The 21,603-nt window shown below is 59.5% G+C and carries 19 protein-coding genes and 1 pseudogene; 4 read left to right on the top strand and 16 right to left on the bottom strand.

What is annotated here, in order from left to right:
- Positions 1-57: 57 nt before the first annotated feature.
- Positions 58-1,440, bottom strand: a complete 1,383-nt coding sequence (gene hemN / locus ACQKIK_RS19565) for an oxygen-independent coproporphyrinogen III oxidase (RefSeq protein WP_499137244.1) — start codon at positions 1,438-1,440, stop codon at positions 58-60.
- A 194-nt stretch (positions 1,441-1,634) separates the two neighbouring features.
- Here hemN and nadE point away from each other — a divergent pair, with 194 nt between their 5' ends.
- On the top strand, positions 1,635-2,462 hold the full coding sequence (gene nadE, locus ACQKIK_RS19560) for an NAD(+) synthase (protein WP_499137162.1): 828 nt from the start codon (positions 1,635-1,637) through the stop codon (positions 2,460-2,462).
- A 61-nt stretch (positions 2,463-2,523) separates the two neighbouring features.
- On the opposite strand, the gene ACQKIK_RS19555 is transcribed toward nadE, so the two are convergent.
- The 12 genes from ACQKIK_RS19555 to ccoN (ACQKIK_RS19500) form a co-directional block, all read right to left on the bottom strand.
- Entirely contained in the window at positions 2,524-3,258 is a 735-nt protein-coding gene (locus ACQKIK_RS19555; protein WP_499137161.1) for a sulfite exporter TauE/SafE family protein, read from the bottom strand.
- A complete protein-coding gene (gene ccoS / locus ACQKIK_RS19550; protein ID WP_127839129.1) occupies positions 3,251-3,460 on the bottom strand; it encodes a cbb3-type cytochrome oxidase assembly protein CcoS in 210 nt (69 codons plus the stop codon). Before ccoS ends, ACQKIK_RS19555 begins: the two co-directional genes overlap by 8 nt.
- A 65-nt stretch (positions 3,461-3,525) precedes the next feature.
- The gene (locus ACQKIK_RS19545; RefSeq protein WP_499137160.1) at positions 3,526-5,955 is read right to left on the bottom strand and encodes a heavy metal translocating P-type ATPase; all 2,430 of its coding nucleotides are present in this window, start codon (positions 5,953-5,955) and stop codon (positions 3,526-3,528) included.
- 7 nt (positions 5,956-5,962) lie between these two features.
- A complete protein-coding gene (locus tag ACQKIK_RS19540) occupies positions 5,963-6,466 on the bottom strand; it encodes a FixH family protein (protein ID WP_045427756.1) in 504 nt (167 codons plus the stop codon).
- 11 nt (positions 6,467-6,477) lie between these two features.
- A complete protein-coding gene (ccoG, locus tag ACQKIK_RS19535; RefSeq protein WP_499137159.1) occupies positions 6,478-7,890 on the bottom strand; it encodes a cytochrome c oxidase accessory protein CcoG in 1,413 nt (470 codons plus the stop codon).
- A 135-nt stretch (positions 7,891-8,025) separates the two neighbouring features.
- The gene (gene ccoP / locus ACQKIK_RS19530; protein WP_073300111.1) at positions 8,026-8,943 is read right to left on the bottom strand and encodes a cytochrome-c oxidase, cbb3-type subunit III; all 918 of its coding nucleotides are present in this window, start codon (positions 8,941-8,943) and stop codon (positions 8,026-8,028) included.
- On the bottom strand, positions 8,944-9,126 hold the full coding sequence (locus ACQKIK_RS19525; RefSeq protein ID WP_019339290.1) for a CcoQ/FixQ family Cbb3-type cytochrome c oxidase assembly chaperone: 183 nt from the start codon (positions 9,124-9,126) through the stop codon (positions 8,944-8,946).
- Positions 9,127-9,132: 6 nt separating this feature from the next.
- Positions 9,133-9,744: a cytochrome-c oxidase, cbb3-type subunit II gene (ccoO, locus tag ACQKIK_RS19520; protein ID WP_499137158.1), complete on the bottom strand. Its 612-nt coding sequence runs from the start codon at positions 9,742-9,744 to the stop codon at positions 9,133-9,135.
- Positions 9,745-9,756: 12 nt separating this feature from the next.
- Positions 9,757-11,184, bottom strand: a complete 1,428-nt coding sequence (ccoN, locus tag ACQKIK_RS19515; protein WP_499137157.1) for a cytochrome-c oxidase, cbb3-type subunit I — start codon at positions 11,182-11,184, stop codon at positions 9,757-9,759.
- A gap of 345 nt (positions 11,185-11,529) precedes the next feature.
- Positions 11,530-12,465, bottom strand: a complete 936-nt coding sequence (gene ccoP / locus ACQKIK_RS19510) for a cytochrome-c oxidase, cbb3-type subunit III (RefSeq protein ID WP_499137156.1) — start codon at positions 12,463-12,465, stop codon at positions 11,530-11,532.
- Positions 12,466-12,564: 99 nt separating this feature from the next.
- Positions 12,565-13,176, bottom strand: coding sequence for a cytochrome-c oxidase, cbb3-type subunit II (gene ccoO, locus ACQKIK_RS19505; protein ID WP_127839132.1), 612 nt, complete (start codon positions 13,174-13,176; stop codon positions 12,565-12,567).
- 11 nt (positions 13,177-13,187) lie between these two features.
- Positions 13,188-14,612: a cytochrome-c oxidase, cbb3-type subunit I gene (ccoN, locus tag ACQKIK_RS19500; RefSeq protein WP_046161162.1), complete on the bottom strand. Its 1,425-nt coding sequence runs from the start codon at positions 14,610-14,612 to the stop codon at positions 13,188-13,190.
- Between the two features lie 82 nt (positions 14,613-14,694).
- Between ccoN (ACQKIK_RS19500) and ACQKIK_RS19495 the strand changes: the two genes are divergently transcribed.
- A complete protein-coding gene (locus ACQKIK_RS19495) occupies positions 14,695-15,384 on the top strand; it encodes an alpha/beta family hydrolase (protein ID WP_499137155.1) in 690 nt (229 codons plus the stop codon).
- A 68-nt stretch (positions 15,385-15,452) separates the two neighbouring features.
- Here the strand turns inward: ACQKIK_RS19495 and ACQKIK_RS19490 are convergent, their stop codons facing one another.
- The 3 genes and pseudogenes from ACQKIK_RS19490 to acnA form a co-directional block, all read right to left on the bottom strand.
- Positions 15,453-16,526 carry a methyl-accepting chemotaxis protein gene (locus ACQKIK_RS19490; RefSeq protein WP_499137243.1) on the bottom strand — a complete coding sequence of 358 codons (1,074 nt, stop codon included), beginning with the start codon at positions 16,524-16,526 and terminating at the stop codon, positions 15,453-15,455.
- A gap of 162 nt (positions 16,527-16,688) precedes the next feature.
- A pseudogene (locus tag ACQKIK_RS19485) lies at positions 16,689-17,021 on the bottom strand (PAS domain-containing protein); the annotation flags it as partial.
- Between the two features lie 236 nt (positions 17,022-17,257).
- Positions 17,258-19,933 carry an aconitate hydratase AcnA gene (acnA, locus tag ACQKIK_RS19480; protein ID WP_499137154.1) on the bottom strand — a complete coding sequence of 892 codons (2,676 nt, stop codon included), beginning with the start codon at positions 19,931-19,933 and terminating at the stop codon, positions 17,258-17,260.
- A 309-nt stretch (positions 19,934-20,242) separates the two neighbouring features.
- Here acnA and rlmM point away from each other — a divergent pair, with 309 nt between their 5' ends.
- On the top strand, positions 20,243-21,292 hold the full coding sequence (gene rlmM / locus ACQKIK_RS19475; RefSeq protein ID WP_499137153.1) for a 23S rRNA (cytidine(2498)-2'-O)-methyltransferase RlmM: 1,050 nt from the start codon (positions 20,243-20,245) through the stop codon (positions 21,290-21,292).
- Positions 21,293-21,346: 54 nt separating this feature from the next.
- Positions 21,347-21,598 carry a sulfurtransferase TusA gene (gene tusA, locus ACQKIK_RS19470; protein WP_045427723.1) on the top strand — a complete coding sequence of 84 codons (252 nt, stop codon included), beginning with the start codon at positions 21,347-21,349 and terminating at the stop codon, positions 21,596-21,598.
- Positions 21,599-21,603: the final 5 nt, after the last annotated feature.

The following is a 21,603-nucleotide window of genomic DNA, read 5'->3' as shown; positions in this document are numbered from 1 at the left end:
GCACCTTAGGCCAATCGGTACAAGGGTCGCAGTGCGGTCGGCGGCTCGGGTCGTTACTCACATAGCGTGGGAAAACCGCGAGGCAGGGCGGGGCGGCAAGCAGTGGTCGAACTGCATGCACACTGCATGCGCAAGCAGCCGTCCGGCCGGCAGAATGGTCATCGCCTCCGCATTCAGTTGGATCAGCCCGTCGGCAGCCATCTGCTCCAAGGCTGGCCAGGTTTGCGCGAAATAGCTCTTGAAGCTGACGCCGAAGATGCTTTCAATCTCGTCGAAACGCAGCTCGAAATCACAGAATAACGCCTGGATCGTGTAGCGCCGGATCTGATCGTCCTCATTGCATCGCAGGCCACGGGTAGTGGCGAGCTGACCTTGTCCCAGCGACTGCTGGTAGAGAGTAATGTCGCTGTTGTTCTGGCAGTACAAATCGCCGACCTGGCTGATCGCTGAAACGCCCAGGCCAACCAGATCGCAATGCCCATGAGTTGTATAGCCATGGAAGCTGCGTTGAAGTGCCCCATCCTCCTGGGCCATTGCCAGCTCATCGTCAGGCAGGGCGAAAAGATCCATACCGATATAGCGATAGCCGGCGCGAGTCAGCTGCTCCACGCTGTGTTGCAGCATCGTCAGCTTGTTCGGCTGGGTTGGTAGCTCTGCGGGGTTGATCTTTCTCTGCGCCATGTACCGTTCGGGTAGATGCACATAGCTGGCAACTGACACACGCTCCGGCTGCAGGGCAATCACGGCGGCCATTGTGTGAGCAAACCGCTCGGGCGTTTGCAGTGGTAAACCGTAGATTAAATCGATCTGTATTGAACGGAACTGCAGGGTTCGGGCAGCCTCGATAACCGTCTGTGTCTGTTTCAACGTCTGCATGCGGTTGATGGCTCGTTGCACATCAGGGTCAAGATCCTGCAGGCCGATATTGATGCGATTGAATCCAAGCTCCCGCAATAGCCCCATCGTTGGCCAGTCCGCTGCGCGTGGATCGATATCGATGCTGAAATCGCCATGATCGTCGTTTTGCAGATTGAAGTGCTTACGCAAATGACTCATCAATCTGCGCAGCTCGGCATGGCCGAGAAAGGTCGGCGTGCCACCGCCGAAATGCAGTTGCTCCACAACCTGTTCCGGGCTGAGGTGGCAGCCGATCAGCTCGATTTCTTTTTCCAGCCGCGTAAGGTACGGCAATGCCCGCGCACGATCTTTGGCGATGACCTTGTTGCGCTGGCAGTGATAGCAGATGTCCGCACAGAATGGCAGGTGGACGTACAGCGACAGCGGCCTGACCGCTTGGCGACTGCTACGCAGTGCATGCAATAGGTCGAATGAGCCCAGTTTGCAGTTGAACTGAAGGGGCGTTGGATAAGCGGTATAGCGCGGCCCATCCTGATCGTAACGATGAATCAGGTCGGCATCCCAGCGAATGGCGTCGAGCATCATACGGTCTCGGGTTGACTGCGGTGGCCGGATTCTAGGGCGGGTGTCGCTGCTTAGACTTGACCTGTATCAAGCGAGTCCAGACCCTGCTGCGGCGCTCGAGACCGACGGTACGCAGAAGGAGATTTATTCGCTGAATTATGGTCGGATTAGCTACGGTCGTTCCCAACCTTATCAACTGCAAGGAGAAACCCATGCATCGTCGTCAGCAAGAAATCGCTGCTGCGCTTAACGTTTGCGCCCCTTTCGATGGGGCAGCAGCAATACAGGCCGAGATTGATCGGCGAGTCGCCTTCATCCAGCAATGTCTGCGCGATTCCGGTCTCAAGACCCTGGTGCTGGGAATCAGTGGGGGTGTCGACTCGACCACCGCCGGGTTGCTCGCGCAGCGTGCAGTCGAAGGAATGCGTGAAGCGGGCGAGGGTGATGACTACCGATTCATTGCTGTCCGGCTGCCTTATCAAGTTCAGCATGACGAAGACGAAGCGCAGCTTGCTGTCGATTCGATCAAGCCGGATGAGTGCCATACGGTCAACATCGGAGCCGCCGTGCAAGGCTTGACGCGAGCTACCGAGGCGCTTGATGACTTGACTCCGGAAAAGCGCGACTTCGTGATTGGCAATACTAAGGCGCGGATGCGCATGGTGGCTCAGTACACCATTGCCAACGCGCGACAAGGACTGGTTATCGGGACCGATCATGCGGCAGAAGCAGTGATGGGATTCTTCACCAAGTTTGGCGATGGGGCTTGCGACCTGACGCCGCTGGCCGGTTTGGTCAAGCATCAGGTCCGTGAGCTGGCGGCTGCATTGGGTGCACCTGAACAGCTGGTAAAAAAAGTCCCTACTGCCGATCTCGAAGAGCTTTCACCCGGCAAGCCGGACGAAGATGCTCATGGGGTGAGCTATCAAAATATCGATGCCTTTCTGCAAGGCCGAGCAGTACCCGACGAGGCGGCTCGCATCATCATCGATACCTACGATAAGTCGGCGCACAAGCGCCAGCTACCGAAAGAGCCCTGAGCGAAATGCAGGCGTGAACGGAAGCCGGCATTTCGGTGGGCTCTCTTGGGTCAGTGGCGTTTCACTGATGAACGTGCGATGGCGCTTGCTGCAGGGACGCACCACCTACATGGCCATGGCCCATCAGCCATTGCTGATGAGGGCCTGGAAGCGCCCAAAGGCCAAAAAGAATCACGGTGACACCGCCGAGCATTCGCACGCCGCGTTTACGAAGCACTGCGGTAAGTCGCTCGGCAGCCAGGCCGGTTGCCAGAAGCACGGGCCAGGTACCGATGCCGAATGCCAGCATCAACAAGGCGCTGTCCATCGCATCGCCCTGGCTCGCCGCCCATAGCAAGGTGCTGTAGACAAGTCCGCACGGCAGCCAACCCCAAAGAGCGCCGAGCAGCAACGCTCGTGGAACACTCTTAACTGGCATCAGCCGGCTGGCAAATGGTTGGATATGGCGCCAAAGGCCTCGTCCAATCGCTTCGACACGGGTCAGGCCCGCCCACCAGCCGGCTAGATACAAGCCCATACTGATCAGCAGCAGTGCGGCTAGAATCCGCAATGCCATCGCGGCAGGGCTGTTGGCCACGGCCCAACCAGCCAGTCCAATCAGCAGACCGGCAAAAGCGTAGCTCAGTACTCTCCCCAGGTTATAAGCCACGAGCAGGCGCAGTCGTTTGCCGCGCTGCTCAGCAGGGATAGCCATGGTCAGAGCACCCATCAAACCACCACACATACCTAAACAGTGGCCTCCACCGAGCAGGCCGAGCACCAGAGCCGATATCAGCAGTGGCAACAAGTCATTCATGATCAGGATTCCCTTCATCGCGACCCTTGTCTGCCTGCTCAATGCCTGCCCGGTGCTTGGGGTCCTCCTCGTCGAAAAGGATGCTATGGGCCGGGCCGTCCAGGTCATCGTACTGGCCGCTGTCGACGGCCCAGAAAAAGACCCAAATAGCCAATGCGACCAGTACCACGGCGACGGGAATCAAAATGTAAAGTGCGGCCAAAAAATGCCTCCAGTAACGGTGGGTCAAGGCAAGCCCAAGTAGGCGCGTTACCTATCGTACGCCAGTCAGGGCAGACTGTCGGGGCGTCTCTGACTCGGCAGTCGGCTCAGCCGCAACGCGTTCAGCACCACCAGCAGCGAACTGGCAGACATGCCCAGTGCCGCCCACAGCGGTGTTACCCAGCCGATAGCCGCGAATGGCAAGATCAAACCGTTGTACAGGCTCGCCCAGGTCAGATTTTCGATGATGATGTGGCGGCTGCGGCGCGCCACGCTAAATGCCTGCACCAGGCTGTCGAGACGGTTGCTAAGCAGGACAGCGTCAGCGCTTGTCTTGGCAAGATCGGTCGCTGAACCCATGGCCACGCTGATGTCGGCTGCCGCGAGGACCGGTGCATCATTAACGCCATCGCCGAGCATCAGCACGCGATGACCTTTGGCTTGCAGTCGCTGCAGGTGAGTTAGCTTGTCGGTTGGCGTCATTCCGCCGTGTGCATCTTCGATGCCGAGCCGCTGAGCGATTTCGCCTACCATCGGTGAACTGTCGCCGGACAACAGAACCGTTTTCCAGCCACGGGACTTGCACGCTTGGAGCAGAGCCGGGGCGTCATCACGCAAGCGGTCGTTGAGCACCAGCCACGCCAGAGGCCCCAGAGTGTCGCCCAACAGCAACCATTGGCCCTCTTTGCTGGGAATCTCGGGCGCTGCGCCGGCATAACCAGCCGCTACGAAATCGGGCTGACCGATACGTAGCGTACGTTCCCCGACCGAACCTTGTAGACCCAGGCCGGGAACGCTGTTTACGGCTTCGGCTGCCTGGGGCGCTCGGCCGAACGCCCGGGCAATTGGGTGCTCGGAGCGGTTTTCCAGGGCAGCGGCCAACTCCAGACAAACGTTGGCATCCAGCTCAGCCAGTGGCCGCACCTCACTCAGGGTCAGGCGACCTTCGGTCAAGGTTCCGGTCTTGTCGAAAATCACCGTGTCGATGTGAGTGAGGCCTTCCAGCACATGCCCCCGGGTGAGCAACAAGCCAAGCTTGTGCAGCGTGCCAGTGGCGGTGGTCAAGGCGGTCGGTGTCGCCAGCGACAAGGCACAGGGGCAGGTGGCTACCAGCAAGGCAAGAACGATCCAGAACGCGCGTTGCGGGTCGATCTGCCACCATACAATGCCAACCACAGCGGCGGTCAGCAGGACGATCACCAGGAACCACTGCGAAACCCGGTCGGCCAGCTCGGCCAGGCGCGGTTTGTCCGACTGGGCGCGTTCCAGCAGGCCGACAATCGCGGAAAGCCGAGTATTGTCGCCCAGCGCCTGCACCTCGACGGTCAGGGCGCCTTCGACGTTAAGGGTTCCCGCAGTGACGGCATCGCCAACGACTCGAGCCTGCGGCAGATATTCGCCGGTAAGGACCGATTCATCGACGCTCGATTGTCCACTGAGGATACGACCATCAGCCGGGATTAGCGCGCCGGGTTGAACCAGCACTCGATCGCCGAGTTGCAACTCTCGAAGCAGAATCCGTGCAGTCTGGCCATTGGCAGCCAATTTCAGACAAGAAGCCGGCAGCAGATTTACCAGCTGTGCGGTCGCCGCGGCGGTGCGTTCCCGCGCGCGTCGCTCGAGAAAGCGTCCGGCCAGAAGAAACAGGGCGAACATACCCACCGCATCGAAATACAGCTCGCCCTGACCGGTGACCGTCGACCAGATACCGGCGACATAGGCGCCACCAATCGCCAGCGAAACAGAAACGTCCATGGTCAGATGGCGGGTGCGTAGATCACGCAGTGCACCTTTGAAGAAATCGGTGCAGCAATAGAAGACGATCGGCGTGGTCAGCAGCAAAGCGGTCCAGCGAAGAATGCTGTCCATGCCTGGCGAGAGGTCGATGTTGAATTCGGGCCAAGTCGCCATGGTCGCCATCATCACCTGCATCCAAAGCAAACCGGCTACGCCCAGTTGGCGCATGCTGCGACGGTTGTCCTGGGCAAGCCGCTCCGCCGCCTGGTCCGCTTGATAGGGATGAGCGGCATACCCGATACGGCGAAGCTCGGCGAGCAATTCGCTGAGCGGCAAGGCGGCGTCATCCCAGCGCACACGCAGGCGATGGTTGGAGAGATTCAAGCTGGCTTCGGAAATCCCGTCGAGCCGGCGCAGGTGTTTTTCGATCAACCAACCGCAAGCGGCGCAGCTGATGCCTTCGATCATCAGTGAGGCGTCGGCCAGCTCACCTTCATGGCGAACGAATGGCGCTTGCACGTCCTTGCGATCGTACAGCTCCAGCTCTTCGCTAAGCGCTTGCGGCAGGGTATCTGGATTGATAGATGCATCGCTGCGATGCGAGTAGTAGCTTTCCAGGCCGCCCTTGACGATCGCCTCTGCGACCGCCTGGCAGCCAGGACAGCATAGCGCCCGCTGCTCGTTCAGCACGCGGGCGTGATATGCACTGCCAGCAGGTACTGGCAGCCCGCAGTGGTAGCAGGGAATGGGGCTTGCCATCGTTCGGTCAGTAGCTCAGATCAATCGTCTGACCGCTTGCGATTTCCTCTTCCTCGAACAGGCGCCAATCCTGGTCGCCCTCTCTGCCGAGCAGCTCAACGAAACGCCTGCCGGTGACTGGCTCCTGCATCTGTCCCTGATAGAAGCCATCGCCCTGGGGCTGGAGAACGATACGACGGTCGCGTTCTGGCTGCGTAGGGGAGAGCAGGTTGAGTATTACCTGTTGCGGGCGGCTCGCACCGCTCAGTTGGAGCTCGGCGAGTCCACGTTCGTCGTTGAGGTTGAGTTGCGCCTGCATTTGCAGGCGCTCAGCGAGCTTCTCGCGTTCCAGTGACTGGTTTATACCCTTGCCAGCATCGTAATAGTTGTCGGAGACCAACGTATCGGCATTGCGGATCGCAATGGTCAGCATTGAGGTGCCGAGGATGACCGACATCAACAGAATGCCGATCACGAACCAGGCCCAGAACTGCTTATACCAACGTGTGCTTTCGTGCTCGGAATTGCTCATGAACTACCTGTTTAGCGGATGCTTGGGCCAATGAAGCGGCTTTCCGCTTCATCTTCAATAGAGGAATCATCCACCGACCTGATGTGGAAGACGACTTCGTTAGTGCTCGATGGTAGCTGCTCCGGTGCCATTGACAGCTCCACTGGAACGGTAACCAGCTCGCCTGCCTCAGCACGAATCTCGTTGCGCCCCTCGTATTTCAAGCCTTCCAGGCCAACGGCTTCAATGATGAAGGTCTGCTCGGTTTGAGCCTTGTTCATTACCTTGAGCGTATAAACGTTCTCGATCCGTCCTTGCTCATTCTCTCGGTAGAGCACGCGATCCTTTAGGACGTCGAGCTTGACCAGCGCGCGATCCGAGACGGCATAGGCGAACACGCCCATCATTGCTGTCAGCGCAACGGCATAACCGATCAGCCGCGGCCGCACCAGATGGGTCTTCTGTCCGGACAGATTGTGCTCGGTGGTATAGCTGATCAGGCCACGCGGGTAGTTCATCTTGTCCATGATGGTGTCGCAAGCATCGATACACGCGGCGCACCCAATGCATTCAATCTGCAGGCCGTCGCGGATGTCGATGCCGGTGGGGCAGACCTGCACACACATGGTGCAATCGATGCAATCTCCCAGGCCCATCGCTTTGTAGTCGGCGTCCTTTTTCCGCGGGCCACGACGCTCGCCGCGACGCGGGTCGTAAGAGACGATTAGGGTGTCCTTGTCGAACATCACACTCTGGAAACGAGCGTACGGGCACATGTAGATGCAGACCTGCTCGCGCAGATAGCCGGCATTACCGTAGGTGGCGAGGGTAAAGAAGCCCACCCAGAACAACGCCCAGCCGCCCACCTGTAGCGTCACGAGATCAGGCACCAAATCCCTGATCGGGGTGAAATAACCGACAAAGGTAATGCCGATCGCCAGGGAAACCGCCAACCAGATCGAATGCTTGGCCGCTTTACGCAAAAATTTGTCGGCGCTCATGGGAGCTTTGTCGAGCTTCATGCGCTGGTTCCGGTCGCCCTCGGTAACCTTCTCCGCCCACATGAAGACCCAGGTAAACACGCTTTGGGGGCAGGTATAGCCACACCAGACGCGCCCGGCGAAAACAGTGATAAAGAACAGGCCGAATGCGCAGATGATCAGCAGTGCCGATAGCAGGATGAAATCCTGCGGCCAGAAGGTCGCGCCGAAGATGTAGAACTTGCGCTCTGGCAAGTCCCACCAAACCGCTTGCCGACCGTTCCAGGTCAGCCACACGGTGCCAAAGTAGAGTACGAACAGCAGTGCCCCACCGACGAGTCGCAAGTTGCGAAACAGGCCGCTGAAGGATCGGGTGTAGATCTTTTCGCGCGCTGCGTAGAGGTCGCCCGATGCTTCGGACTTGGAGGGAGGTGTTACGTTGCGAACGGGGATCTGCTCAGTCATCTAGTGCGTACCACGGCGGAGGGTGAGTGTCCCGGCCGATACATGTCGGCCGGGATCTTTTGCTTACCTGCTGCGAATGGTACGCCCCGTCAGTCGGACAAAGGTGCGACCTTGGGTCGCGCCAGGCCTGATGAATCAGTCCTCCGACTTTTGCGAGAGGCTATACACATACGCTGCCAGCAGGTGCACCTTATCGTTGCCAAGAATGTGTTCCTGGGCAGGCATCCGGCCATTCCGACCGTAGCGCAGGGTCTGCTGAATCTGTCCAAAACTCGAGCCGTACAGCCAGACGTTGTCGGTCAGATCAGGGGCGCCCATCGCCTGAGTGCCTTTGCCTGCAGGCCCATGACAAGCTACACAGTTGGCTGCGAAGATTTTTTGACCCTGCTCAATGTCGACGTTGATACCCTCTGGGGTATCGCGGCCGGACAGGCTGCGAACGTAGCCGGCTACATTGCGAATGCCGTCTTCGCCAATCACGTCACGCCATGCGGGCATGGCTGCCTGCCGGCCTCCCATGATGGTGGTTTTGATGGTTTCAGGCGCGCCGCCCCATAGCCAGTCGTCGTCAGTCAGGTTAGGGAAGCCGTAGGCACCCTTGGCATCCGAACCATGGCAAACCGAGCAGTTGGAGGCGAACAGGCGGCCGCCCATTTTCAGCGCTTGCGGATCCTGGGCAACCTGCTCAACGGGCAACGCCGCGAACTTGGCATAGAGCGGACCATACTGCTCACTAGCCTTGTCCATTTCGCGCTGCCATTCCTTCACCTGCGTCCAGCCGCCTTCGTAACCTGGCATCACGCCTTTCCAGTTGCCCAGGCCGGGGTACAGCACGAGATAGCCAAGGGCAAAGATCACTGTGGCAACGAACAGCATGAACCACCAGCGCGGAAGCGGGTTGTCGTATTCCTCGATACCGTCATACGAATGGCCGACGGTTTCTTCGGTGCTGTCGTGGCGTTGTCCCTTGCGAGTTGCGAGCAGCAGCCAGACCAGGGCGGCAATGGTCCCCAGGCTCAGCAGGGTGATGTACCAACTCCAAAACGAGGTCATTTATTTCTTACTCCTGGAAGCTTCTTCATCACGCTTCTTGGCGTCGGGCTCGTCTGCGAAAGGCAGATTCGCTGCTTCGTCGAAGCTTTTCTTGCGCTTGCTGCTATAAGCCCAGAGCACGACGCCAATAAATGCGACGAAAACAAGAATGGTGCCCAGGCCGCGAAGAGTCCCGATATCCATGGTGCGTTACCGTTTGTTGGTGAGTGCGGTGCCAAGTACTTGCAAATAGGCGACGAGGGCATCCATTTCGGATTTGCCCTTGACCGCATCCTTGGCACCGGCGATGTCTTCTTCGGTGTAAGGCACGCCAACGCTGCGCAGTGCAACCATCTTGTCGGCGGTGTCCTTGCCGTCGAGGCTATGCTCGACCAGCCAAGGGTAGGACGGCATTTTCGATTCCGGGACTACGTTGCGCGGGTTGTAGAGGTGCGCACGGTGCCAGTCATCCGAATAACGGCCGCCGACGCGGGCCAGGTCTGGACCGGTACGCTTGGAGCCCCATAGGAACGGATGGTCGTAGACGCTTTCACCTGCAACGGAGTAGTGGCCGTAGCGCTCGGTTTCAGCGCGGAACGGACGGATCATCTGCGAATGACAGCCAACACAGCCTTCGCGGATATAGATGTCGCGACCCTCGAGCTGCAACGCTGTGTAGGGTTTCATTCCTTCCACGGGCTCGTTGACCACGTCCTGAAAGAACAGCGGAACGATCTGGGTCAGACCACCGATGCTTACTGCCAGGACCATGAACAGGGTCAGCAGACCGATGTTCTTTTCGAGTATTTCGTGATTCTTCATTTATCGGTTCCCTCAGGCGATCTGCGCAGCGGCTTCGATTTCAGCCGACTTGGCGACACGCACAGTGCGCCAGGTGTTGTAAGCCATCAGCAGCATGCCGGCGAGGAAGAAAGCGCCGCCCAATGCCCGCACGATGAACCCCGGATGACTGGCTTCCAGTGCCTCGACGAAGGAATAGGTCAGCGTGCCGTCTTCGTTGATTGCGCGCCACATCAGGCCCTGAGTGATGCCGTTGACCCACATCGAAGCGATGTAGAGAACGGTGCCGATAGTGGCCAGCCAGAAGTGAGCGTTGATCAGGCCGATGCTGTACATCTGTTCGCGAGCGAAGACCTTCGGAATCAGGTGGTACAGGGAGCCGATGGAGATCATCGCGACCCAGCCAAGTGCACCAGCGTGAACGTGGCCGATGGTCCAGTCGGTGTAGTGAGACAGCGCATTGACGGTCTTGATGGCCATCATCGGACCTTCAAAGGTCGACATGCCGTAGAACGCCAGGGAAACCACCAGGAAGCGCAAGATCGGATCGGTGCGCAGCTTATGCCAGGCGCCGGACAGGGTCATCATGCCGTTGATCATGCCGCCCCAGCTCGGTGCCAGCAGGATGATCGACATCACCATACCCAGGCTCTGCGCCCATTCCGGCAGCGCGGTGTAGTGCAAGTGGTGCGGACCCGCCCAGATGTAGAGGGTGATCAATGCCCAGAAATGCACGATAGAGAGGCGGTAGGAATAAACCGGACGGCCAGCCTGCTTGGGTACGAAGTAATACATCATCCCCAGGAAGCCGGTGGTCAGGAAGAAGCCCACGGCGTTGTGGCCATACCACCACTGAACCATCGCATCGGTTGCACCCGAATAGATCGAGTAGGACTTGAACCAGCTCACCGGTACTTCCAGGTTGTTGACGATATGCAACATCGCCGTGACCAGGATGAAGGCACCGTAGAACCAGTTACCTACATAGATATGAGCAGCCTTGCGCTTCATGATCGTGCCGAAGAACACCACGGCATAGCTGACCCATACGAGGGTGATCAGGATGTCGATTGGCCACTCGAGCTCGGCATATTCCTTCGAGCTGGTGAAGCCTTGCGGCAACGTGATGACAGCGAGAACGATCACCGCCTGCCAGCCCCAGAAGACGAATGACGCGAGGCCATCCGAGAACAGGCGGGCCTGAGAGGTGCGCTGTACCACGTAAAAGGACGTGGCCATCAGGGCACAACCACCGAAGGCGAAAATCACCGCGTTGGTGTGAAGAGGGCGCAAACGACCAAAACTGGTCCAAGGCAGGTCGAAGTTGAGTTGAGGCCATACCAGCTGTGCGGCGATAAACACACCCAGGCCCATTCCGATAATTCCCCACACCACCGTCATGATGGCGAATTGGCGAACCACCTTATAGTTATATGCAGTCTCACTTATTGCTGTGCTCATGCAAGGCTTCCACGCTAATGGCATTTCAAGGGGGCAAAAACGGCGGCAAGTATGGAGAAAGGAGGGGGGCAATGCAATCAAGGCCCAGGCCGTCTCATGCCGTTCGGACCCTGGCTTCAAGCGGTTTCCATGCTTTTTGCAGGGTCGTTTAGCACATCATGCCGATGTGTTGAATCGAGGGCTTCGCCTTATAGTTCTGCGCAACTTCGGCGAGTAGGAAAGGATATTAGAGCAGCGGGAGGGAAGGGCAAACGGAGGAGGGAGTGGACGGTCTGCGACAGAGCGTCGCATATACCAGAAAGTTGATCGGGAACAGGGCGATACCGGGTATCGCCCTGTAAAGCGTTACTGCTTGGCTACGCGTTCCGGCTGTTGCGAAAGGCTGTAAACGTAGGCGGCCAGGAGGTGCACTTTGTCGTTGCCCAGGTATTGTTCCTGCGCAGGCATCTGTCCGTTGCGGCCGTGACGAATGGTCTGCTGCAGCTGCGGCAGACTGGAACCGTAGATCCAGCCGGCAGGGTTGGTCAGTTTCGGTGCGCCCAGGGCGGCCATGCCTTCCCCATTTGCACCGTGGCAGACCGAGCAGGTCTGAGCATAGACCTGACCACCCGCTACGGCGTCTGCGTCGCTGCCTTCTGGCAGGGGAAGACCGGCCAGACCAGTGCGTACATAGGCTGCGACGTTCTTCACGCCTTCTTCACCGATGACCTGGCCCCAGGCCGGCATCGCTGCAACCCGACCGTGGAGGATAGTCGCCTTGATGGTCTCGGCGTCGCCGCCCCAGCGCCAGTCGCTATCCGCCAGGTTCGGGAAACCGACCGCGCCTTTGGCGTCCGATCCGTGGCAAACCGAGCAATAGTTGGCGAAGAGCCGGCCACCGATCTTCAGCGCCCGCTCGTCCTGAGCGACCTGCGCCACAGACATCGCGGAATATTTGGCAAAGATCGGACCGAATTTCGCGTCAGCCTGATCAACTTCACGCTGCCACTGCTTGTCCTGCGTCCAGCCGTCTTCATAGCCCGGCATGACCCCTTTCCAGTTACCCAGGCCCGGGTAGAGCACCAGATAGAAAATGCCGAACACCAGAGTGCCGATGAACAGCATGAACCACCACCGGGGTAGCGGGTTGTCATATTCCTCGATTCCGTCGAAGGAATGTCCCATGGTCTTGTCGGTCGTGCCTTCGGATTCGCCCTTACGGGTGGCGAAGATCAGCCAGAACAGAGCGACAATAGTGCCCAGCGTCAGCAGGGCGATGTATCCACTCCAGAATGCGTTCATCTGTTACTCCTGGGCAGCCCGAACGCTCGAACTGCCCGCGATGTTGATTCCCTGACGGCTGCCCTGCAGCGCGTCGTTCTCGAAAGCTGGCAGTCGATCTCAGCGCTTGTTCTGCAGCGCGGTACCGAGCACCTGCAGGTAGGCCACCAGAGCGTCCATCTCAGTCTTGCCCTTGACGGCGTCTCCTGCAGCGGCGATGTCCTCTTCGCTATAAGGCACGCCAACGGTGCGCAGCGCTTTCATCTTCGCCGCGGTGTCCTGTCCGCTAAGGGTGTCCTCTACCAGCCACGGATAGGACGGCATCTTCGACTCAGGCACGACGTTGCGCGGGTTGTAGAGGTGCGCACGGTGCCAGTCATCGGAGTAGCGGCCGCCGACGCGGGCCAGGTCCGGACCGGTACGCTTGGAGCCCCACAGGAACGGGTGGTCGTAAACGCTTTCACCGGCGACCGAATAATGACCGTAGCGCTCGGTTTCGGCGCGGAACGGACGGATCATCTGCGAGTGACAGCCGACGCAGCCTTCGCGAATGTAAATGTCACGGCCTTCCAGCTGCAGCGCGGTGTAGGGCTTCATGCCTTCTACCGGCTCGTTGACCACGTCCTGAAAGAACAGCGGAACGATCTGCGTCAGACCGCCGATGCTCACTGCCAGAATCATGAACAGAGTCAACAGGCCGACGTTCTTTTCGAGTATTTCGTGCTTCTTCATCAGTCAGCTCCTCAGGCGATCTGCGCGGCGGCTTCGTATTCGGCCGGCTTGGAGGCCTGCACGGTGCGCCAGGTGTTGTAGGCCATCAGCAACATGCCGGTGAAGAAGATCGCACCACCGATCATGCGCACCACAAAGCCCGGATGGCTGGCTTCAAGCGCTTCGACGAAGGAGTAGGTGAGCGTGCCGTCTTCGTTGATTGCACGCCACATCAGACCCTGAGCGATACCGTTCACCCACATCGAGGCGATGTAGAGCACGGTGCCGATGGTGGCGAGCCAGAAGTGCGCGTTGATCAGGCCAATGCTGTGCATCTGGGTGCGGCCGAACACTTTCGGGATCAGGTGATAGAGCGCACCGATGGACACCATGGCAACCCAGCCGAGCGCACCGGCATGAACGTGGCCGATGGTCCAGTCGGTGTAGTGGGACAGAGCGTTGACGGTCTTGATTGCCATCATCGGACCTTCGAAGGTCGACATGCCGTAGAACGCCAGCGACACCACCAGGAACCGCAGGATCGGGTCGCTGCGCAGCTTATGCCAGGCGCCGGACAGGGTCATCATGCCGTTGATCATGCCGCCCCAGCTCGGTGCCAACAGAATCAGCGACATCACCATGCCCAGCGACTGCGCCCAATCAGGCAGCGCGGTGTAGTGCAGGTGGTGTGGGCCGGCCCAGATGTAGACGGTGATCAGTGCCCAGAAGTGGACGATCGACAAGCGATAGGAATACACCGGACGTTCGGCCTGCTTCGGCACGAAGTAATACATGATTCCGAGGAAGCCAGCGGTGAGAAAGAAGCCAACGGCGTTATGGCCGTACCACCACTGCACCATCGCATCGGTCGCACCGGCATACACCGAGTAGGACTTCATCGCCGTGACCGGGATTTCCAGGTTGTTGACGAGATGCAGAATCGCCACAGTCAGGATGAATGCGCCGAAGAACCAATTGCCGACGTAGATGTGCTTGACCTTACGCGTGGCCAGGGTGCCGAAGAACACGACCGCGTAGGACACCCAGACGATGGTGATCAGAATGTCGATCGGCCACTCCAGCTCCGCGTATTCCTTGGAGCTGGTGAAACCCAGCGGTAGGGAGATCGCGGCGAGCAGGATGACCAGCTGCCAACCCCAGAACGTGAACGCGGCCAGTTTCGGCGCGAACAGTGTGGTCTGACAGGTGCGCTGGACCGAGTAGTAGGAGGTCGCGAACAATGCACAGCCGCCGAAGGCGAAGATCACCGCGTTGGTGTGCAATGGGCGTAGACGACCGAAACTGGTCCATGGGAGGTCGAAGTTGAGAAACGGCCAGGCCAATTGTGCTGCGATGAAAACGCCGAGCCCCATCCCGACGATTCCCCACACCACCGTCATGATGGCGAATTGGCGGACCACCTTGTAGTCATAGGCGGTACTGGTTGCTGTGTTCATGTATGGGCTTCCATCCACGGTAATGAGCATGTTTTTTGTTGCGCTGAGCAGAGATTTCTTTCAATAGAAAGCGGGGGCAAGGATGGGCACTGGGCAAATGGCCGGTATTGACGCCGGTCAATACTCACAGAGCGACGAAATTCCATTCGTCCGGCGTGATCAACCGGAAGGGGAGGTTTGTGCCAGCTTGATTCTGGCGCATGGAGCGGGCGCTCCGATGGACAGTCCTTTCATGGACCAGATGACTGAACGGCTGGTCGCGCGGGGCGTCGCGGTCTATCGCTTCGAGTTCGCTTATATGGCTGAGCGACGTCAGAGCGGGCGCAAGCGGCCGCCCAATCCTCAGGCGCAACTGCTGCAGCAATGGCGTGCGGTTTATCGAACGGTGCGACAGCAGGCCGCAGGGCGATTGGCCGTTGGCGGCAAGTCGATGGGTGGTCGGATGGCGAGCTTGCTGGCCGATGAGCTCGCGGCTGAAGCGCTGGTATGCCTGGGCTATCCGTTCTATGCCGTGGGCAAGCCGGAAAAGCCGCGCGTGGCGCACCTGGCGGAGCTGAAAACGCCCACCTTGATCATTCAGGGCGAACGCGACGCCCTGGGCTGCCGCAGTACCGTGGCCGGCTACGCCCTATCGGCGGCGATTCGTCTTGATTGGCTGGCTGAGGCCGACCACGATCTCAAGCCGCTTAAGCGGTCCGGAATCACGCACGGACAACACCTGGACAGTGCCGCCGATGCCGTTGCGGCATTCCTTGGTTGTCCTTCTCGGTAAACACCGAATGCCCGCTACAGCGATGCTGTAGGCGGGCAATGATGATGTCGCACCGGCGCTCGCTTCAGTTACCGGTTGAACCGTTCCACCAGGCTGTATTGTGACTGCGCAGTGGCCGCGAGGTCTTCTGACAGCAGCGCTGAGCTCTGGGCGTCGCCTGAGGTCTGATCGGCGAGCCGGGCGATGTTGCCGACGTTCTGGCTGATCTCGTCGGCCACCGCGCTTTGCTGTTCGGTAGCGGAGGCGATCTGTGAGGTCATGTCGATGATGCGACCCACCGCCTCGCTGATGCCGACCAGCGCTTTGTCGGCGTCGACTACCCGCTTGACCCCTTGGTTAGCCTGGCTGCGCCCTTGCTCTGTCGTCTCAACCGCCTGACGTGCCTGCTGTTGCAGTTTTTCGATCAACTGATGGATCTGTCCGGTGGCCGCTGCGGTACGTTGGGCCAGTTGACGTACTTCATCCGCCACCACCGCAAAGCCACGGCCGCTTTCACCTGCCCGTGCCGCTTCGATGGCTGCGTTCAGTGCGAGCAGGTTGGTCTGGTCGGCGATGCTCTTGATCACGTCGACGACGGTGCCGATCTCGTTGCTGTTCTGTGCCAGTGCGGAGACGGCATCACCGGTTTCGGTGACGGCCGCGGCCAACAGCTCGATGGCTTTGCGGGTATCCGAGCCAATTTTCTGGCCATGCGCGGTGAGCTGGTTGGCTTGCTCGGTTGCCTCTGCGGCCAGTGCTACGTTGCTGGCGACTTCTTGTGTTGTAGCCGCCATCTGGGTAATCGCCGCAGCGACCTGTTCGGTCTCGTGATGCTGGCGCGACAGCCCTTCGGAACAGCTGTGGGCAAGTTGTTCTGCGCGCTTGGCTTGCTGTTGCAGTTGTACGGCGCTGTCTTGCAGGCGGGTCAGACAGGTCTTCAGGCGTGCATGCTCGCTGAGCAGAGCCATCTCCAGCCGTGCTTCGTCACCCTGGCTGTCGGTGTACATCTGCGCAATCAGCGGATCGCTGTTCGACTGTTCGGCCAGACGCAACAGCCGCCTTATTCCGCGCATCTGCCAATGACGGCCGGCGAGACCGAGTGGTATCGATAGCAAAGCAGCAAGCGCGAAACCCCAGCCATGATCGTGCCAGGCGCCGATCATGAAACCGATCTGGCTAACGACGATAAAAGGCAGCCAATTAACTACGATGGGCAGCCACTTGTCGCGCTGCGGAACGCCACTTTTCCCTGCGTTGAGTCGTGCATAGAGCGCTTCGGCGCGCCCGACTTGCTCACGGGTTGGCTTGGTGCGGACCGACTCATACCCTATGACCTTGCGCTGAACATCCAGCACCGGCGTGACATAAGCGTTGACCCAGTAGTGGTCACCGTTATTGCGTCGATTCTTGACGATCCCCATCCACGGCTTGCCATCCTTGAGCGTGGCCCACATGTGCGCGAATACGGCCGAAGGGACGTCAGGATGGCGAATCAGGTTGTGCGGCGCGCCGATCAGATCGCCACGTTCAAAACCGCTAACTTCCGCAAAGATATCGTTGCAGTAGGTGATGGTGCCGGTGAGATCGGTGGTTGAGATCAGCCGTTGCTGATCGGGAAATGCATACTCGCGCTGGGTGACGGGCTGGTTGTTTCGCATGAGGGGTACGCCTGGCAGTCGAGGTGGCCGTAGCCACATGTATCGTCCTGGTCCGGCCGTTTGATCGGCGTCTTCAGAGTGATGTCAATTTGACGTCAAATCTGTGACCAGTGTGCTGAGCATCGTAACGGCTGATTTACCAAGGACTTAAGCGTCAACCCGACAATCGGCTGAAATAAAAAAACCCGCTGCAGGCTCTGCAGCGGGTTTCGTGTGGCGCAGTAGCGGCTCGCCGATCAACCTTCGATCAATTGGCGAAGCACAAAGTGCAGAATGCCGCCGGCCTTGAAGTACTCCACTTCGTTGAGCGTGTCGATACGGCACAGGACCTGGAAGCTGTCGCGCGTGCCGTCGGCGCGCTCGATGTCGACGGTTAGCAATTCGCGAGGCTTGATGTCCGCGCTCAAACCGCGGATCGACAGCTTCTCGTTACCGGTCAGACCCAGCGTTTGCCGAGTCTGGTCACCTATGAACTGCAACGCCAATACACCCATGCCGATCAGGTTCGAGCGGTGGATGCGCTCGAAGCTTTCGGCGATCACCGCTTTCACGCCTAGCAGGTTAGTGCCTTTGGCGGCCCAGTCGCGGCTGGAGCCGGTGCCGTACTCCTTGCCGGCAATGACCACCAGCGGCACGCCTTCAGCCTGGTAGCGCATGGCGGCGTCATAAATTGACATGCGATCCCCGTTTGGCTGGTACAGCGTGTTTCCGCCTTCCTCGCCGCCGAGCATCTCGTTCTTGATGCGGATGTTGGCGAAGGTGCCACGCATCATCACTTCATGGTTACCGCGGCGGGAACCATAGGAGTTGAAGTCCTCCGGTTGCACGCCCAGCTCCTGGAGATAAACACCGGCCGGAGAGCTGGCCTTGATATTGCCTGCCGGGGAAATGTGGTCAGTGGTGATGGAATCGCCGAACAGGGCTAAAATCCGCGCATTCTCGACGTCCGCGGGCGGCGTCAGGGGTTGCCCGATGTCCTCGAAGAACGGCGGGTTCTGCACGTAGCTGGAGTTGTTGTTCCAGGTGTAGGTGTCGCCTTCGGTGAACTCGATGGACTGCCAGTGCTCGTCGCCGCTGAACACATCGGCGTAGCGCGTGCGGAACATCTGTCCGTCGATCTTGCTGACCGCTTCGTCCACCTCCGCGCTGGTCGGCCAGATGTCCTTGAGATAGACCGGCTGGTTCTGTTTGTCGTAGCCGATCGGATCCTTGTCCATATTGATCCGCGTGGTGCCGGCCAGGGCGAAAGCCACTACCAGTGGCGGCGAAGCCAGCCAATTGGCTTTGACCAGCGGATGCACGCGGCCTTCGAAGTTGCGGTTGCCGGACAACACCGAAGACACCACCAGATCGTTGTCGGTGATGGCCTGGCCAATGGCGTCAGGCAGTGGGCCGGAGTTGCCAATGCAAGTGGTGCAACCATAGCCGACCAAATTGAAGCCCAGCTGGTCGAGGTAGGTGGTCAACCCAGCGCGTTCAAGGTAATCGGTGACTACCTTGGAGCCGGGGGCGAGCGAGGACTTCACCCATGGCGCTCGCTGCAAGCCACGCTCCAGCGCTTTCTTCGCCACCAGGCCTGCGGCCATCAGCACGTTCGGGTTGGAGGTGTTGGTGCAAGAGGTGATGGCTGCAATGACCACAGCGCCATGCTTGAGGCCGTATTCTTCGCCGGTAACCGGGAACGATGCGTCGATCTGCTGCGTCTTGCCGCTGGTTTCCAGCAGCAGATCGAAATTTGCACCGATATCGCCTAGCGTTACCCTGTCCTGCGGACGCTTCGGGCCGGCGAGCGATGGTTTGACTTCGGCCAGATCCAGTTCCAGCGTGGCGGTAAACACCGGATCCGGCGAATTGGTGTCGCGCCACATGCCCTGAGCCTTGCTATAAGCCTCGACCAGCGCAATGCGGTCTTCGTCACGACCGGTCAGACGCAGGTAATCGATGGTGATCTGGTCGACGGGGAAGAAGCCGCAGGTCGCACCATATTCCGGCGCCATGTTGCCGATCGTCGCGCGGTCGGCGAGGGGGAGGTGATCCAGGCCTGGACCGAAGAACTCGACGAACTTGCCCACGACACCGTGCTTGCGCAGGATCTGCGTCACGGTCAGCACCAGATCGGTGGCCGTCACGCCTTCGTTGAGCTTGCCGGTCAGGCGCATGCCGATCACTTCCGGGATCAGCATCGAGACCGGCTGGCCGAGCATCGCCGCTTCCGCCTCGATGCCGCCCACGCCCCAGCCCAGGACGCCAAGGCCGTTAATCATGGTGGTGTGTGAGTCAGTGCCCACCAGCGTGTCAGGGTAGGCGATGGTTTCGCCGTTCTCTTCCTTGGTCCAGACGACCTGGCCTAGATATTCCAAATTCACCTGATGACAGATGCCGGTGCCCGGCGGTACCACGCGAAAATTGTCGAAGGCCTGCTGGCCCCAGCGTAGGAACTCGTAACGTTCACCGTTGCGCTGCATCTCGATATCGACGTTCTGCTCGAACGCCTTGTCGGTACCGAAGCGGTCGACCATCACCGAGTGGTCGATTACCAGATCCACCGGCGACAACGGGTTGATCCGCTGTGGGTCGGCACCGGCACGGGAAACCGCATCTCGCATGGCAGTCAGATCGACCACGGCGGGCACGCCGGTAAAGTCCTGCATCAATACACGTGCCGGGCGGTACTGGATCTCTCGTTCGGAGGTATGCGTCTGAAGCCACACCGCCAGCGAGTTGAAGTCATCGGCGCGAACCGTCACGTCATCTTCCCAGCGCAGCAGGTTTTCCAGCAGCACCTTGAGCGAGGTCGGCAAACGGCTGATGTCGCCGAGCTGCTTCGCCGCTTCGGGGAGGCTGTAGTAGTGGTAGGTTTTGCCGTTAACGTCGAGGCTGCCACGGCAATTCAGGCTGTCCAGGGATGGCATTGGTCTCTCCTTGTGCCCGCACGGCCGGGCTGATTGAGTCGGGAGCGTTCTTTAGAACCTAGCGCCTGGCGAAAGGGTTCGCCACGAAACTGGCCGCCAATCGAAATGGCGAAGAGTGCGGGAGTCGGGCCGCGACAGCGTGTTTGCAGCCGCCTAAAGGCGCTGCTTGCCGGGGTGCAAACGACTCCTGCAACTGTTCACTGGACCGAACCAGTAAGCCCGTGGTTCCCCACTCGGCTATCATGTGCGCCTTTTGTCGTAGGGGGTGCTGGCGCCGATGCGCTTTGCGCCGCTTATAGGGTTCGTATCATGAATACATTGCTGCTGCATTGCCGCCCCGGTTTCGAGAACGAGGTGTGCGCCGAAATCAGCGACCAGGCCGCTCGCCTCGATGTGGCCGGCTACGCCAAGGCCAAAGCCGACAGTGCCTGTGCCGAGTTCATCTGCAACGACGCAGCAGGAGCAGAGCGCATGATGCGTGGTGCGCGGTTCGCTCGGCTCATATTTCCCCGGCAGTGGGCGCGCGGCGAATGGCTGGCGTTGCCGGAAACCGACCGGATCGGTGTGTTGCTCGAACGCCTCAAATCAATGCCGGTGTGCAGCAGCCTGTGGCTGGAAGTGGTGGACACCAACGATGGCAAGGAACTTTCCAACTTCTGTCGGAAATTCGAGGGTCCGTTGCGTAAGGCGTTGGAAAAGGCCGGCAGATTGAAGGAGGGCGGTCAGGGGCTGCGCCTGTTGCTTACGTTCAAGAGTGGTCGTGAGGTCTTTGTTGGCCTGGCCGAGGCGGACAACAGCGCTATGTGGCCGATGGGTATCCCTCGGCTGAAATTCCCCCGCCAGGCGCCGAGTCGTTCGACTTTGAAACTCGAGGAGGCGTGGCACCATTTTATTCCTCGCGATCAGTGGGATGAGCGCTTGGCCCCAGGCATGACAGCCGTTGACCTCGGCGCCTCCCCGGGCGGCTGGACGTGGCAGCTGGTCAACCGGGAAATCGAGGTAATGGCGGTGGACAACGGGCCAATGAACGAAGAACTCCTCGAGTCCGGTCTGGTCGGCCATTACCGTGCGGATGGCTTTGCCTTCCGCCCCAAGCGCCCTGTGAATTGGATGGTTTGCGACATCGTCGAGAAGCCCGCAAAGAATGCCGCGCTGCTCGAAACCTGGATCGGCGAGGGTTTGTGCCGTGAGGCTGTGGTCAACCTGAAGCTTCCAATGAAACAGCGCTACGCCGAGGTGAAGCGGCTCTTGGAACGCATCGCCGACGGGCTTGCCGAACGAGGAGTGAAGGCGAGCATCGGCTGCAAGCAGCTATACCATGATCGCGAGGAAGTGACTTGCCATCTGCGTCGGTTGTAACCACTGCCGCCTGCTGCTGGCGCGACAATACCGTCCTGTTTTCTGGAGCCCCTGATGTCTCGAACTACCGAACTGTCCGCTGATGCGCTGCTCGATGCCAGCGGCCTCAACTGCCCTGAGCCGGTCATGATGCTGCACAACAAGGTGCGCGATCTGCCTGCGGGCGACGTCTTGAAAGTCATTGCGACCGATCCATCGACCCAGCGCGATATACCCAAGTTTTGCGTGTTTCTGGGCCACGAGCTGGTCGACCAGCAGGCTGACGACGGCACTTATCTGTACTGGATCCGCAAGAAGCTCGACTGAACGCC

It is taken from the genome of Pseudomonas sp. NPDC047961 (assembly GCF_050272435.1).
Taxonomy (GTDB): domain Bacteria; phylum Pseudomonadota; class Gammaproteobacteria; order Pseudomonadales; family Pseudomonadaceae; genus Stutzerimonas.
The sequence above is the reverse complement of the archived record's forward strand: the minus strand, read 5'-3'. Positions and strand labels throughout refer to the sequence as shown.